Genomic DNA, 13,984 nt, shown 5'->3' with positions numbered 1-13,984 from the left:
CTCTCGATGTTATGAGGGGGCTAATAATGATATTACTTGCAGGCGAGGCTTGTCGGGTGTGGGACTCCATCCACGAACTAAGCCCCGAGAGTTTTTTTGGAAGTTATGTGATGATCCAGTTTTTCCACCACCCCTGGAATGGCCTCCGCTTCTGGGACTTGATACAACCGGCCTTCATGACCATGGCAGGCACGGCCATGTATCTTTCCTATTTACAGAAAGAAAAGAAGGGCATTAGCTGGGAAGACAATTGGAAGCACATACTTATCAGGTGCCTCAAGTTGCTGATAGCAGGCACGGCACTGCATTGTGTGTACAGCGGCAAACTAGTTTGGGAGCTTTGGAATGTGCTGACACAACTGTCGGTAACCACACTTATTGCTTACCTGATCATTCGGAAATCATTTGCTTTCCAATTCGCAGTATCAATTGGATTGCTGATGCTCACAGAACTTATGTATCGTTTCATTTTAATGCCCGACTTCGACCAACCATTCGTTGATCAGCACAACTTTGGCAACTACATGGACTTGGTGCTGATGGGCAAAATCAACGGCGGAGGCTGGGTCACCATCAACTTTATTCCTACCGCAGCGCACACCATCTGGGGAGTGTTAATCGGCAAATGGCTAATGGAGGACAAGCCATCGTCGGCGAAGCTAAAATGGCTATCAATAGCTGGACTCGGCTTTTTGGTTGTCGGGTTTGCAATGGATTTAGCTGGTATCACTCCTATAATCAAGAGAATCGCCACCAGCTCTTTCACTATCGCATCAGCTGGCTGGGTAATTCTTTTGGTGGCACTTCTATTTTGGTGGGTCGATATCAGAAAAAAACAACGAGGGGTACTAATAGCCACAGTAGTGGGAATGAACTCCATATTCATATACCTGTTTTTCGAAACTGTTGGCCACCAATGGCTCAATAAGACCCTGGCGGTCTTCGCTGGTGGCTTCACCGGTTTGCTCGGCGCAGGTGAACATTGGCAAGCCTTATTTGCGGCTTTGGCGGCCTGGGTCTTCACCTGGTACCTGTGCTATTGGTTGTATCAAAGGAAGGTTTTCTTTAAGCTGTAGTTATGAAGGTGAAAAATTACCTCTTGCAGTTTCATATCTACCTGGGGCTTTTTTGCACACCTTACCTGCTTATTTTCGCCCTGTCCTCTCTCAGTTTTAACCATATCTCATTAAAAGAGGAGTTTACCCCGGTCAAATGCGAGCGTATAGCCATCACCCTAAATGAGGACAGCTTTGATAGCCCTCGAGCGCTAGGTGAGGCACTTCGAGACTCTCTGCACCTCATGGGCTGGTTCATTCCGTGGGAATCACATATAGATTCAGCTGGCTTTCTGGTGAATGTACGCAACCTCGGCAGAGACTTCCGAATGACCGGCACCTGGGGCATCCCGGAAATTGAGTTTACCACTAACTCCACAAGGTTCATATCGATGCTAAAGGGACTTCATGGCCTTCATGAAGAAATCCCCGGAGCACCCTGGTGGATCAATGCCTGGGGGCTCTATCAGGATTTAACCGTTTATTCCCTGCTCTTTTGGGCGCTTAGTGGCATCTACCTTTGGTGGATCAGCAAATCGAGGTCGAAATCTTCGGCCTTTTGGCTTATCGGAAGCCTTTCTATGTCCCTTATTCTAATGATCTATTTATGGCTCGCCGGGTAAACCTCTATCAACTTATCAGGCAGATCCATATGTATGCTGCCTTCATCACTATCACGTTTCTGGTGATGTATTTTGTCACCGGCTACCTGATGAACAATCCACAATGGTTTGATCAGGAGAAGCCTGCGCCCGACATCAAGACCATTTCAATGAAAAAGCCAGACGTGAGCAATGAGGAGCTGTACAAACAACTAAAAAATAAACTGGAAATAAGCGGCCGCTTCCACAATTCCTGGACAAACAAAGGCACCACTTACTACGAATACCAAAGCATGCTGCGGCAAACGATCGTTTACTTTGACAGCACCCATACCACAGCAACCGTCAAAGTATCTGACAGAAACACTATGGGAAGCATCACGGCTTACCATAGGCTGCACAAATATGGTGGTCCGCCTGCCTATAGCTTGTATATCCTGCTGATGGATCTCGCCAGCCTTGCCCTGCTCATATTCGTGCTAACTGGCGTGTACATGTGGCTGAGCTTCGTAAAATACCGATGGCTGGGTGTGGGCTTCCTTGTTGCCGGCTTTGCCTACTCCATATGGGTTTGGTTAACCTTCATCTTTTACTAATTTCAACGGAATCCGGGGCTGCACATCCTATTCAACTAACTTGCCCAACAATATGATCCACTTATGTCGCAAGAAAAGAAAATAGGGCTCTGGACTTCTACTTCCCTCGTTGTTGGCAATATGATAGGCTCGGGTATTTTCTTCCTGCCTGTAGCCCTGGCTGCCTATGGGGCTATCAGCCTGCTTGGGTGGGTGATTTCATCCATTGGTGCGCTTTTTCTTGCTCTCGTTTTTGTCCGACTTAGTCGGCGATTCCCTAATGAAGATGGGGGGCCCTACACCTATGCCACCAAAGGCCTGGGGCATTTTGCCGGTTTTCTCTCTTCATGGGGCTACCAGATATCCACGCTGGCTACCAATGCTGCCATAGTGGTGGCCTTCGTTAGCTACCTGTCGGTGCTGATCCCCCAGCTTGCCGAAAATTCCGGCTACCCCCTGGCGGTGAGCCTGGCTGTCGTATGGCTTCTCACCTGGATAAATACACTTGGCATAAAAGAAGCTGGTTATGTGCAACTAACCACTACTGTATTAAAGCTAGCTCCCTTATTATTGATAACTATTGCCGGTTTGTTTTATGTCGATTTTGGCAATTTTCGTCCTTTCAATATCAGCGAGGTAAGTAATTTCAGCGCAGTCACCGCCACCGCCACTATCACTCTTTTTGCTTTCATGGGGCTGGAAGTAGCAACTATCCCCGGAAAAAGCATCCGGAACCCGGAGACCACAGTTCCAAAAGCCACCATGCTTGGCACGTTGATTACCACCGGGGTTTATATTTTGAGCTCGGTTGCCCTCATGGGAATGATCCACCCCTCCGAACTTCAGCATTCCAACGCCCCGTTCGCCGATGCCGCAGGGTTGATTTGGGGAGATACCGGCCGTTACCTTATCACCATTGGTGCCCTGATATCCACTTTTGGAGCGCTGAACGGATGGATTCTGCTCCAGGGACAAACCCCATATGCTGCTGCAAAAAATGGCGATTTTCCCAGGATATTTGCCAAAGTAAATAAAAACGGTGCCCCGGCAGTTGGCCTTATCATTGGAAGTGTTATTGTCTCCGTGCTGCTGGTGATGAATTACTCCAGGGGAATGGCAGGCGCCTTTGAGTTCCTCATCCTGTTAACAGCCACTACCGTCCTTGTGCCGTACCTTTTCTCGGCAGCGTCTTTTTTGATTGTCAATCGAAACCAGAATATTCCCCCGGCAAAACGGCTTTGGGATATTTGCTTGGGTCTGCTCGCATTTGGTTACGGAATGTGGGCGATGATCGGCGCAGGCCAGGAGAGCATCGCCTGGGGTTTTGTATCACTGCTACTCGGCATACCGCTGTATGTTTTCGGAAAAACTAAACCAAATAGACTGACTTCAAAGCAATGAAATATTCAAACGTCGCCTTAAGCATCACGGGCCTACTGCTTATTTTCGGAGTAGCTGCCAAATCGCAGCCTTTGAAGGTGAGCGACAACAAACGCTTTTTAGTAAAGGAAGACGGCTCGCCGTTCTTTTACCTGGCAGACACCGGATGGGAGCTGTTTCACAGACTTGACCGAAACGAGGCTGACTACTACCTGCGAAACAGAGCCAGCAAGGGATTTACGGCTATTCAGGCTGTAATTCTCAGTGAGATAAACGGGCTGACGGTGCCCAACGCTGAAGGAAATCTTCCACTCGTTGATTTCGATCCTTCGCAACCCAACGAAAAGTACTTTGAGCTAGTGGATCATGTCGTGCAAAAAGCAGAAGAGTTCGGTTTGTATATGGCACTCCTTCCTACCTGGGGAGCCCATGCAGAGGATCAACCCCACCCTTTGTTTGACAATAAAATGATCTTCACGGAATCCAACGCACGAACCTACGGTGAGTTTTTAGGGAAAAGGTATAAAGACCAGTGGAATGTGTTATGGATACTAGGCGGCGATAGGGTTCCAACCGGCAAGGAAAATATTTGGAATGCTATGGCAGAGGGATTGAAGAAAGGAGCTGGCAATGCCCACCTCATCAGCTATCACCCATCTGGCCAGCAAACCAGTTCAGAATGGTTTCACAAAACCAACTGGTTGGACTTCAACATCCTGCAGTCGGAGCACCAGCGTTTTTCCGACAATGTGTACACCAGGGTGGCAAACGACTACAACCTCTCCCCGCCCAAGCCTGTACTCAACGGTGAACCAGCCTATGAAGACATTAACGAGTGGTTCAATCCAGCCAACCCCCGCTACAACGACTACGAGATAAGAAAATATGCTTACTGGTCAGTCTTTGCAGGGGCCTTTGGACACACCTATGGAAACAATAATATCTGGCAAATGTACACAGCTGACGTAAGCCCGATTATTTATGCCAACATGCCCTGGAATGAAGCGCTTGAGCAACCCGGAGCAAGCCAGATGAAGCACCTTAGAAACCTGATGGAATCACGCCCATTTTTGACCCGAATTCCAGATCAGTCGTTGATTAACCAGGAAAATTATGAATATGCCTCCGATCACATGCAAGCTACAAGAAACGGCCAACCAGGAAAGAAAGACGCTACTTACATAATGGCGTACTTGCCTATGAGTCGGGATGTCTCTATCAAAACGGATGCAATCGCCGGAGGAAATTTGTTCGTGTGGTGGTATAGCCCCGTTACCGGAGAAGCGATACCCTATGGAAAAGTAAAAAACACAGGAGTGTTCAAGATATCTACATGGAACGTTTTCATAAAAGAGAATCAACCTGGGCCTGACTGGGTCATTGTGATTGATGATGCCGACAAAAAATACCCAGCGCCTGGCAAAAAATAAACAATATGAGCAAAAGCACCCATTCAGAATTCGGCAAACTCACGAAGCTGGTCATCAAACCATCTTCTCACGCATTTATCAGTGAGGAAAAAGTCGCCAGAGAATGGCAGGCATTAAACTATCTGCAAAAGCCGGGCTTTGCTCTTGCCAACGAAGAATATAAGAAGTTTGAAAGAATGCTGAAAGCCACTGGCGTCCAACTCCTTCACCTTCCTGAAAACGAAGAGCTGTCCATTGATTCCCTCTACTGTCGGGATGCCTCTGTGTCCACCGACTTTGGAATGATCATTTGCCGGATGGGCAAAGAAGCCCGTGCCAGGGAGCCTGAAGCACAAAAAAGATTCTTTGCAGACAACGAAATAACCATTATGGGAGAAATCGTTGCCCCAGGCACGCTGGAAGGTGGGGACGTGGCCTGGCTCGACAGCAAGACCCTGGCAGTAGGACACACCTACCGAACCAATCTGGAAGGCATCGCTCAGCTAAAAGCCATGCTTGAACCGAAAGGTGTTGAGGTGGTTGTAGCTGAACTACCACATTACAGAGGGCCTTCCGACGTATTTCACCTGATGTCGATATTGAGCCCGGTTGATAAGAACCTGGCGGTTGTGTATTCGCCATTGATGCCTATTGCGTTCCGAAATCTGCTTTTAGAAAGGGGCTTTCAGCTAGTGGAAGTGCCGGAAGAAGAGTTTGACTCCATGGGTTGCAATGTGCTGGCACTAGCGCCCCAGCTATGCCTGATGGTGGAGGGTAATCCAACAACAGAGAAAAGGCTCAGAGATGCTGGCTGCGAAGTAATCACCTACAAAGGTCAGGAAATCAGCGTAAAGGGCGGTGGCGGGCCTACTTGTTTGACAAGGCCGATTTCCAGAGGACTTTAGCAAGGCATATCATCTTATCATTAGCCACGAACAATCCTTTGATCAAGGCTTAGTGGAAGAATCCTTGCATCAATCATATCAAAATCTCTCGACATTGGATTGATTAAAAAATTTAGAGAGCTTTTGTCCACAACTGATGGCACGCCGAAACACAGCAAACCACTAGCTAATAGTTGGCTACCAAACTCCTCTGAAACACTGCCGTGGGGGATTGCATCCCATCCTTCAGGCAAATCGTTGGCTGCATACTTTTTAACCATCGCATCAGGGCAATCAAGCTCCATCACCGAGTATAAGACATAGCGCTCCGAGGAAAAGAGCTCAGTATCTACCGTGAGCCTTTCAAGCAAGGCAGATGAAACAGAGCTGCTACCATATAGCGCTGGAAAGCCCTGTCGATTCCACCGTCCGCCGTAAATCTTGGCACCCTGCCCTGACAAATCACAAAATTCAGTCCTGGCAATTCTATAAATTGTCATATAGCAATGCCGTGCTGAACTCGCATTATCTCATTTTTGAGCAGATCAACTCCTTCTGATACATCTATGAGGTCAATAGGCTTTATATTTCCCAGGCTAAAAAGTGGCCTTTCCATCCATCGCCGGAAGCCCTCCTGGCCAAAATAAGAAATGCCACTGGCGTAAAGAGTAGCCAGTTCATACATTTTTTCAGATTGCACTATATCGAAAACATCCTTTCTTTGAAGTGTTTTTGAAGAAACCGACAAAGCCCTTGCCATATTTTCGTAATCGAGACCTGTCACTTGCTTCAGCCTGTCAAAAGAACCTTTGCTCAATCCCTTCCTGAAGGTAGCAACTCTCTGAAGGGGCTCCATAAGTTGATCATTAGCTAAGCCCAGAATAGCTCCGGGAGAAAATTTACCCGGCAGGGCATAGTATGCGAGAGCAGCTTCACGCACTTCCATTGGCTTGTCATCTTTGAGCTCGTATCCTGGCTTTTTCATATTCGGGTAATTTGTCCACTAATATAACGTATTTTGTCCTAAAGTTGTTCATTTCTCTACCTTTAATTACAACAGCCTCTCAACCCAGCTTCAATAATCTCTTTAATGATCCCTTCATTATTTCATAATGCCCCGTTTGTAATAAAACCGTTATGAAGAAGCAATTTTGATTATATTAAGGACTGAATTAAATGTGATATCTCTAATTATACTCAAATGCCCCACAAAAAAATAACACCCCCAGCTTCAGGAAGCACTTCTAGAAGAACGTTTATGAAAAATGCGGCTATCGCAGGTGCTGCGTTCACCATAGTACCACGATATGTAATAGGCGGCAAAGGATACCTTGCCCCAAGTGACAAACTGCTCGTAGCAGGCATCGGTGCCGGCGGCAAAGGCACAAGCGACATCGCCAATTTTGCAAAAAGTGGCAAGGCCGAAATCGCCTTCCTTTGTGACGTCGATGACAGGAGAGCGGAGACTTCACGAAAGAACTTCCCCAAAGCAAAATACTATAAAGACTACAGAGAGATGCTCGACAAGGAAGGCAAGAACTTCGATGCAGTGTCGGTATCAACTCCTGACCACCAGCACGCAGTTCAGGCGCTTGCAGCCATGCAAATGGGCAAGCACGTGTACGTGCAAAAGCCATTGACCCATGATATTTATGAAGCCAGAATGCTTACCCAGGCGGCGGAAAAATACAAAGTGGTGACTCAAATGGGAAACCAGGGTGCCTCTGGTGATGGCGTACGTCAAATGAGAGAATGGTATGATGCAGGTATCATTGGTGATGTCACGGAAGTTTTTTGCTGGACAAACCGCCCGGTGTGGCCGCAAGGCATTCCATGGCCAACGCAAAGCGCTCCGATACCAAAAGAACTCGACTGGGAATTATGGCTCGGCACTGCACCGAAAAAAGATTACGTAGATAAACTGGTGCCCTTCAACTGGCGTGGCTGGTGGGACTACGGCACTGGTGCCCTTGGCGACATGGCTTGCCATATTATTGAACCTCCTTTCCGCACGCTTGGGCTTGGTTATCCAAGCTCTGTAGAGTGCAGTGTGGGTAGCGTATATGTAGACGAGTTTAAGAGAGGCTACTTCCCCGATAGCTGTCCTCCTTCCTCTCACGTCATCATGAATTTCCCCGGCCCAGGAGGAAAACCAGACGTTAAGTTCCATTGGATGGATGGCGGCATCCAGCCTGAAAGGCCTGAAGAGCTTGGCCCTAATGAGATGATGGGGGATGGCGGCAACGGAGTCATCATGGTCGGCAACAAAGGCAAAATGATGTGCAGCACCTATGGCAGAGACCCTAAGTTGCTTCCAACTTCAAGAACGAACGAGGTAAAAGTGCCGCAAACACTTGCCAGAGTCCCTGGTGGATCCGATACAGGCCACTACTTCCAGTGGGTGGAGGCTTGTATCGCAGGGTATGGCAAAATGGAGGTGAGCTCACCGTTTGATATTGCAGGCCCTATGACAGAGAGTATCCTGATGGGTAACCTGGCCATAAGAAGCTACGATATTCAGAAGAAGAGACCAGGTGGCAGAGACGACCAGTTCGACTACCCAGGTCGCTTTATCAAGTTGGTGTGGGATGGTCCCAACATGAAAATCACCAACTTTGATGATGCCAATCAGTTTGTCCGCAGAGACTACAGAGATGGCTGGAAAATGCAAGGATTGTAACCTACTCTAAATCATATATTGACGAAGTCACTGTCGCAAGGCAGTGACTTTTTTTTTACTCAACAATTCAGCTCATTTTTGAAGAAAAAAAGGCTACGAGAAAGCTCTGATTTGCTGAATTTGACAATCCCCTAATGAAAAATACGTTTGCTATGAAAAACCTTACACATTTAGTTTAATGCGTCCTCCTTACTCCAGCAGGTATTTTCGCTCAAACTACCAGGGAGGTAACCGACAATCAGTTGATAAAACTTTACGCTGGCCTGCGGGTTGCCGACGTTTCCGATGGCATGGACATGTTGGGCATGCCAGATGTAGGACTGATGGACCCAAAAATAGCCCCTCTTTGGAAAGACATTGAAGGGTTCAAACACCAATTCGTTGGCATCGCCTTTACGGTAAGGTATGTTCCTACTACAAGACGTCCGCATCCTGGCAATGTGAGCCGTGACGACTATAAACATTGGAGAGATATGTGGTATACCAACGTGTCGGCAGAGCCATTTATTAAAGACATAAAAGAAGGCCATGTGATAGTGATAGATAATGCCAATGATGGTGATACCGGATCGACCGGATCGAACAACAGCATGATTTGGAAATCGAAAGGCGCAATCGGCATTGTTTCGGCAGGCGGTGTCAGAGATACGGACGAAGTGATAAAACAAGGCATCCCTGTTTACATGAACTACGAAAAGAGAGGACGAGGTATCCGCCCGGGACGGAATGAGCTTGATTCTTATAACGAGCCAGTCGTTGTTGGCGGTGTTTACGTCAGGCCGGGTGATGTGATTGTAGCTGATGGAGATGGTGTAATAGTCGTTCCAAGGGATATCGCTATTGACGTAGCTGATGCGGCCAGAGAAGAATTGCTGATCGATAAAGAGCAAAGGAGAAAACTCTACAAAGAACTTGGCATCCCATACGATTTCACCGTGGAAAATAAATAGTAACAACATTTATTAACCCGTAATGAGGAAGAGTTGTTCATTTGATAAGCCTTCGGCGATTGGGCAATATTCTGTATTATTATCCAATAATAGATTGTAGCTATGAAATCATTCCCACCCATCGTGTTCCTCATGTTACTTTTTGTTGCTACCTCACTACAAGGCCAGGTTTCCAAAACAGAGATTCGCCTTACAAAATACATCGACCAACACAACAACGAGGCCCTTCAGCTACTTGAGGAAATCATTAACATCAACAGCGGTACGATGAATTTCGATGGTGTGAAAGCCGTTGCTGACGTACTCATGCCCAAGTTCAAAGCCCTCGGCATGGAAGTAGAATGGAAAGACGGAAGCGCCTGGAACAGGGCAGGTCATCTGGTAGCCAAAACTACGGCAGGAAAAGGAAAGAAAATTCTACTCATCGGCCACCTCGATACGGTATTTGAGCTGGAAAGCCCATTTCAAAAGTACAAAGTGCTCAACGACTCGACAGCCAGTGGGCCAGGCATTGCTGACATGAAAGGTGGCGACGTGATCATTCTCCAGGCATTGTCAGCACTTAACAATGCTGGCCTGCTAAAAGACATGAGCATTACTGTGGTGATGACTGGCGACGAGGAACTGAGTGGTGACCCGCTTTCCCTTTCGAAACAGGAACTGGTAGAAGCAGCCAAATGGGCTGACATCGCTCTTGGTTTTGAAAATGGGGACGGCAATCCAGGCACAGCGAATGTTGCCCGCAGAAGCTCATCAGGTTGGACGCTAAAAGTAACAGGCAATGCCGCCCATTCTTCTCAGGTGTTCAAACCTGAGGTAGGTGCTGGGGCCATTTATGAAACCGCCAGAATCCTGACAGGGTTTTACGAAGCGCTAAGCACAGAAGAGTACCTCACTTTCAATCCGGGAATGATTCTTGGCGGCACCAACGTCGCCTACGAGGAATCTATAGACGGAGGAAGAGCTACCGGCAAAAGCAACGTGGTAGCCAAGGATGCCGTGGTAACAGGTGATATTCGCACCATTTCACCTGAGCAACTTCAGCGCACTCAAAAAACCATGACAGAGATTGTGGCGAAACACCTGCCCAAGACCAATGCTACCATCAGTTTTGATGAAGGCTACCCACCCTTTGCCCCTACCGAAGGCAACTATGAGTTATTGAAACAACTCAGCAAAGTAAGCACCGATCTGGGTTTTATGCCTGTGGAGCCCGTAAACCCAAGCAATGCTGGTGCGGCCGACATTTCATTTACCTCCCCGTATATTGAAATGGGCCTTGACGGCCTGGGAATGGGTGGTAAAAACGACCATACGGTAAATGAAACCGGAGATTTGAAAGTATTGCCGATGCAGACAAAAAGGGCTGCAGTGCTCCTTTACAGGTTAACAAGGTAACCTGCCGGGAATGGTTGCGTATCCATTCTGTCTTGAAGGAGACTTTTAATGAATGGCTTTTTTTGAAACTTATAGGCTAGTTATCAAGTTACTACCACCATGAGACACACACTTGCCAAGTCAGTATTATTCATTGCCATCATCGGTTTCTATTCGTGCGATGCCCAAACGTCAAAAAAAGATGGAGGCGTACGTCAGGTTGACCTTAAGGCTCCTGCCGGAAAAGCCATCGCTGCTTTTGCAGAAGGCTGCTTCTGGTGTTCTGAGCATATATTTGAAGCTGTGGTAGGCGTCGACTCGGCAGTATCAGGCTATGCAGGCGGCCATACCAAAAACCCAACCTACGAGCTGGTGAATACTGAAACGACAGGCCATGCCGAGACAGTATTGGTTTACTACGACCCGTCCAAAATAAACTACGAAGAGCTGACCAAAGTCTTCTTTACGTCGCAGGACCCCACCACCAAAGATCGTCAGGGACCAGACGTGGGTAGCTCCTACCGCTCCATTTTGTTCTATATGACACCGGAGGAGAAAGTCATAGCAGAAAAGTCGCTAAAGACTTTTGATAGTTCAGGAATGTTTAGCAAGCCCATCGTGTCTGAAGTTATGGAACTGAAAGCTTTTTACAGAGCTGAAGAATATCATCAGGATTATATCGAGCACAACCCGGGCAGTGGTTATGTACGGGGAGTATCAATTCCCAGGTACGAGAAGTTTAAACGCACTTACAAAGGGAAGTTAAAATAGCCCCAGGGCAGGCAAATACAAAACGAAAAAAGCCCAGATTCGAATAACCCGGGCTCCCTTCATACGACTTGGAACTGCTAAACGAAAATAATCTGCGTGCCATCTTCGTCGGCTCTATTGTAAAAATCACCGACAGTTAACACGTCATCCAGTTCATCCCAAAGATCTTTTTTCTCCAGGTGGAACATTTCCATCGCTAGTTTGCACGCAAACACTTTGCCACCAGACGCCTTATAGATTTCCAGGAATTCGCTCACAGGAGGAATATCCAGCTTGTCCATTTCTTTACGCATCATTGTACTGGCCAGTGTCTCCATACCAGGCAGCCCACCTATCATAGTAGGTATGTGCAACCCGGGGTTGCCCACGGTGGCCACATGCAAATGATCCATCTTATCTTTTTGCAACATTTCCAGCCCAAAGAATGTGCAGAAAATCTCTGACTCGATACCTTCCATCCTTGCGCCGTTGGCCAGGATAAGGGCAGCATACACAGAGTCGATAGTTGCCTTAGAATTGATGATCATTATCTTCCTCAGCTTCTTTTCCTTTTTTGCCGGGGCTTTTACGGGTGCTTCTACAGTTTCCATGGTTCAGATTTTTAAGTGATCAAATACAGCTTGCTGGCTTGGGAATACCGGCTATACGGGAGGCTTTTTTTAATGGCCCTTCCGGAAACAGAGCGTAGAATTCTTTGATATCTACCACTCCTGATTTACCGATTCTGCGAATAGACAACGCTGTGCCATTCTCCTGTTCCTTCCTCAAATAATTGAGTACTTCAAAATGACGATCGGTCAACTCAATATCCTCTTCGACAGCAATACCACGTGCTATTTCTTTATCCCACTGGTTCATATCCAGCAAATAACCTTGCTCATTCACTTCTACGGGACGGTTTGCAATTACAGCTTCCATGATCTTTTTTGGTTTTATGATGATTATACAGTTTCTAATTTTTCTTCTTCCAGCTCTTTTCCTGCTTTTTGCATCTGAGCGGTAATGAAAGGGATACTATACCCTTTCATCAACATGTTCCAGTAAACCCAGCGGAATCCTAGTTTTCCCCAATGGTTGACCTTGTTTTCCTTAAGGAGCTTCATTGGCCCGACTCCAGCGAAAGGAAAATTTCCGGGAACTGGCTGGGTAGTATAGTTGAAGTCTATCAGCATAGCTTTGCCGTAGCCTGTTTCCACAAAACAGTTGGCGTGACCATCGAAGTCCTCTTTGAGCGGCTCGCCTTCTAAATACCTAAGGATATTGTCGGTGAGAACCTCAGCCTGGAAGTGGGCAACAGAACCCGCTTTTGACGCCGGCACATTGGTTGCATCTCCAATCACAAACACATTTTCAAAATTGCTGGACTGTAGCGTGTGTTTGTTTGTTGGTACAAAATTGAGATCATCTCCCATACCTGACCTGGCAATTACATCGTCGCCCATGTTGGTAGGAACAGTCACCAGCAAGTCGAAGGCAACCTCTTTATCGTCCCAGGATACAATCTTTTTATTTTCGTTGTCTACCTTGGCTATGGCAAAATCGGGCACGATGTTGATGCCTTTTTCTTCAAGCAAATGACCTAGTTTGGAAGACGCCACCGGCTTTGTGAAGGCACCGTCGAGCGGTGTCACATAATAAATGTTCACCTTGTCTCGTATTCCCTTTTCGTGGAAATACCAATCGGCAAGGAAGGCAAACTCAAGAGGTGCCACCGGGCATTTAATGGGCATTTCTGTAATATGGATGACCATATCCCCACCCTTCCAGTCACGTAGTTTGTCACGTAAGTTGCGGGATCCTTCGAAAGTATAAAAGTCGAAGACAGACTTATACCACTCGCTGCCCAGCATTCCTTCTACCTCACCAGGTGCAATCTGTGACCCCGTGGCTACAATCAATAGGTCATAGGGAAGAACGGTACCGTCTGCCAGTAGTACCTGATTGTTTTCAGGCTTGATAACGTCAATTGCTTTCTGAATATAGCTGACGCTGGCAGGCAAATAGTCTGTTCTCTCTCTGTATACGTCCTCTTCTTTGTAAATATCAAAAGGAAGAAATAAGAAGCCTGGCTGGTAGTAGTGCTTGTCGAATTGATCCACAATTGTAATGGTCCAATTCTTTAAAGACATTTTCTTCGACAAGTGATTAGCCATCATTGTGCCAGCAGATCCTGCGCCGAGTATGAGAAGATTTTTCATGACTTACTCTTTTTTGGTGGTCAGTGATGCTAAGGTACTGCCAGCGAGATTGGTGTGTGATGACTATTGTCAGCCAAAAAGCTGACATTTGTACCTGGCGTAC

At 47.0% G+C, this 13,984-nt stretch carries 15 protein-coding genes; 10 read left to right on the top strand and 5 right to left on the bottom strand.

The genetic code is table 11. The features are described 5' to 3' along the window. The first annotated feature begins 26 nt into the window (after positions 1 to 26). The 6 genes from RIF36_RS10995 (at position 27) to RIF36_RS10970 (ending at position 5,926) form a co-directional block, all read left to right on the top strand. Positions 27 to 1,076 (top strand): acyltransferase family protein, encoded by a 1,050-nt coding sequence (locus RIF36_RS10995; RefSeq protein WP_350128641.1) that lies wholly within the window; start codon positions 27 to 29, stop codon positions 1,074 to 1,076. Between the two features lie 2 nt (positions 1,077 to 1,078). After that, positions 1,079 to 1,678 (top strand): hypothetical protein, encoded by a 600-nt coding sequence (locus RIF36_RS10990; protein WP_350128644.1) that lies wholly within the window; start codon positions 1,079 to 1,081, stop codon positions 1,676 to 1,678. Further along, entirely contained in the window at positions 1,663 to 2,253 is a 591-nt protein-coding gene (locus RIF36_RS10985; protein ID WP_350128647.1) for a PepSY-associated TM helix domain-containing protein, read from the top strand. The genes RIF36_RS10990 and RIF36_RS10985 overlap by 16 nt, the downstream gene beginning before the upstream one ends. A gap of 63 nt (positions 2,254 to 2,316) precedes the next feature. Beyond that, the gene (locus RIF36_RS10980) at positions 2,317 to 3,633 is read left to right on the top strand and encodes an amino acid permease (RefSeq protein ID WP_350128650.1); all 1,317 of its coding nucleotides are present in this window, start codon (positions 2,317 to 2,319) and stop codon (positions 3,631 to 3,633) included. Continuing rightward, positions 3,630 to 5,042 (top strand): glycoside hydrolase family 140 protein, encoded by a 1,413-nt coding sequence (locus tag RIF36_RS10975; RefSeq protein WP_350128653.1) that lies wholly within the window; start codon positions 3,630 to 3,632, stop codon positions 5,040 to 5,042. The genes RIF36_RS10980 and RIF36_RS10975 overlap by 4 nt, the downstream gene beginning before the upstream one ends. Before the next feature lie 5 nt (positions 5,043 to 5,047). After that, complete coding sequence (locus RIF36_RS10970) at positions 5,048 to 5,926, top strand: dimethylarginine dimethylaminohydrolase family protein (protein ID WP_350128656.1); 879 nt, start codon at positions 5,048 to 5,050, stop codon at positions 5,924 to 5,926. Between the two features lie 20 nt (positions 5,927 to 5,946). Here the strand turns inward: RIF36_RS10970 and RIF36_RS10965 are convergent, their stop codons facing one another. Beyond that, entirely contained in the window at positions 5,947 to 6,405 is a 459-nt protein-coding gene (locus tag RIF36_RS10965) for an RES family NAD+ phosphorylase (protein ID WP_350128659.1), read from the bottom strand. Then, on the bottom strand, positions 6,402 to 6,890 hold the full coding sequence (locus RIF36_RS10960; RefSeq protein WP_350075130.1) for an Xre family toxin-antitoxin system antitoxin: 489 nt from the start codon (positions 6,888 to 6,890) through the stop codon (positions 6,402 to 6,404). The genes RIF36_RS10965 and RIF36_RS10960 overlap by 4 nt, the downstream gene beginning before the upstream one ends. A gap of 216 nt (positions 6,891 to 7,106) precedes the next feature. Between RIF36_RS10960 and RIF36_RS10955 the strand changes: the two genes are divergently transcribed. From RIF36_RS10955 to msrA, 4 genes are all read left to right on the top strand, one after another. Then, positions 7,107 to 8,585, top strand: coding sequence for a Gfo/Idh/MocA family protein (locus RIF36_RS10955; RefSeq protein WP_350128662.1), 1,479 nt, complete (start codon positions 7,107 to 7,109; stop codon positions 8,583 to 8,585). 242 nt (positions 8,586 to 8,827) lie between these two features. Further along, positions 8,828 to 9,535, top strand: a complete 708-nt coding sequence (locus RIF36_RS10950) for an RraA family protein (RefSeq protein ID WP_350128665.1) — start codon at positions 8,828 to 8,830, stop codon at positions 9,533 to 9,535. A gap of 102 nt (positions 9,536 to 9,637) precedes the next feature. Next, positions 9,638 to 10,933, top strand: coding sequence for a M20/M25/M40 family metallo-hydrolase (locus RIF36_RS10945; protein WP_350128668.1), 1,296 nt, complete (start codon positions 9,638 to 9,640; stop codon positions 10,931 to 10,933). A gap of 99 nt (positions 10,934 to 11,032) precedes the next feature. Beyond that, positions 11,033 to 11,683, top strand: coding sequence for a peptide-methionine (S)-S-oxide reductase MsrA (gene msrA / locus RIF36_RS10940; protein WP_350128671.1), 651 nt, complete (start codon positions 11,033 to 11,035; stop codon positions 11,681 to 11,683). A 77-nt stretch (positions 11,684 to 11,760) separates the two neighbouring features. Here msrA and RIF36_RS10935 read toward each other — a convergent pair whose 3' ends face one another. From RIF36_RS10935 to sqr, 3 genes are read right to left on the bottom strand one after another with little or no spacing between them, the layout of a single operon-like run. Next, positions 11,761 to 12,273 (bottom strand): DsrE/DsrF/DrsH-like family protein, encoded by a 513-nt coding sequence (locus tag RIF36_RS10935; protein ID WP_350075138.1) that lies wholly within the window; start codon positions 12,271 to 12,273, stop codon positions 11,761 to 11,763. Positions 12,274 to 12,292: 19 nt separating this feature from the next. Continuing rightward, the gene (locus RIF36_RS10930) at positions 12,293 to 12,601 is read right to left on the bottom strand and encodes a TusE/DsrC/DsvC family sulfur relay protein (protein ID WP_350087401.1); all 309 of its coding nucleotides are present in this window, start codon (positions 12,599 to 12,601) and stop codon (positions 12,293 to 12,295) included. Positions 12,602 to 12,624: 23 nt separating this feature from the next. Beyond that, positions 12,625 to 13,881, bottom strand: a complete 1,257-nt coding sequence (sqr, locus tag RIF36_RS10925) for a type III sulfide quinone reductase, selenoprotein subtype (RefSeq protein ID WP_350128674.1) — start codon at positions 13,879 to 13,881, stop codon at positions 12,625 to 12,627. Positions 13,882 to 13,984: the final 103 nt, after the last annotated feature.

Source organism: Imperialibacter sp. (assembly GCF_040222815.1).
GTDB lineage: Bacteria > Bacteroidota > Bacteroidia > Cytophagales > Cyclobacteriaceae > Imperialibacter.
The sequence above is the reverse complement of the archived record's forward strand: the minus strand, read 5'-3'. Positions and strand labels throughout refer to the sequence as shown.

Bases quoted from the DNA above. Each gene is read 5' to 3' on its own strand.
- RIF36_RS10995 (WP_350128641.1), top strand. From the start codon at position 27: ATGATATTACTTGCAGGCGAGGCTTGTCGGGTGTGGGACTCCATCCAC.
- RIF36_RS10990 (WP_350128644.1), top strand. From the start codon at position 1,079: ATGAAGGTGAAAAATTACCTCTTGCAGTTTCATATCTACCTGGGGCTT.
- RIF36_RS10985 (WP_350128647.1), top strand. From the start codon at position 1,663: ATGGCTCGCCGGGTAAACCTCTATCAACTTATCAGGCAGATCCATATG.
- RIF36_RS10980 (WP_350128650.1), top strand. From the start codon at position 2,317: ATGTCGCAAGAAAAGAAAATAGGGCTCTGGACTTCTACTTCCCTCGTT.
- RIF36_RS10975 (WP_350128653.1), top strand. From the start codon at position 3,630: ATGAAATATTCAAACGTCGCCTTAAGCATCACGGGCCTACTGCTTATT.
- RIF36_RS10970 (WP_350128656.1), top strand. From the start codon at position 5,048: ATGAGCAAAAGCACCCATTCAGAATTCGGCAAACTCACGAAGCTGGTC.
- RIF36_RS10965 (WP_350128659.1), bottom strand. From the start codon at position 6,405: ATGACAATTTATAGAATTGCCAGGACTGAATTTTGTGATTTGTCAGGG.
- RIF36_RS10960 (WP_350075130.1), bottom strand. From the start codon at position 6,890: ATGAAAAAGCCAGGATACGAGCTCAAAGATGACAAGCCAATGGAAGTG.
- RIF36_RS10955 (WP_350128662.1), top strand. From the start codon at position 7,107: ATGCCCCACAAAAAAATAACACCCCCAGCTTCAGGAAGCACTTCTAGA.
- RIF36_RS10945 (WP_350128668.1), top strand. From the start codon at position 9,638: ATGAAATCATTCCCACCCATCGTGTTCCTCATGTTACTTTTTGTTGCT.
- msrA (WP_350128671.1), top strand. From the start codon at position 11,033: ATGAGACACACACTTGCCAAGTCAGTATTATTCATTGCCATCATCGGT.
- RIF36_RS10935 (WP_350075138.1), bottom strand. From the start codon at position 12,273: ATGGAAACTGTAGAAGCACCCGTAAAAGCCCCGGCAAAAAAGGAAAAG.
- RIF36_RS10930 (WP_350087401.1), bottom strand. From the start codon at position 12,601: ATGGAAGCTGTAATTGCAAACCGTCCCGTAGAAGTGAATGAGCAAGGT.
- sqr (WP_350128674.1), bottom strand. From the start codon at position 13,881: ATGAAAAATCTTCTCATACTCGGCGCAGGATCTGCTGGCACAATGATG.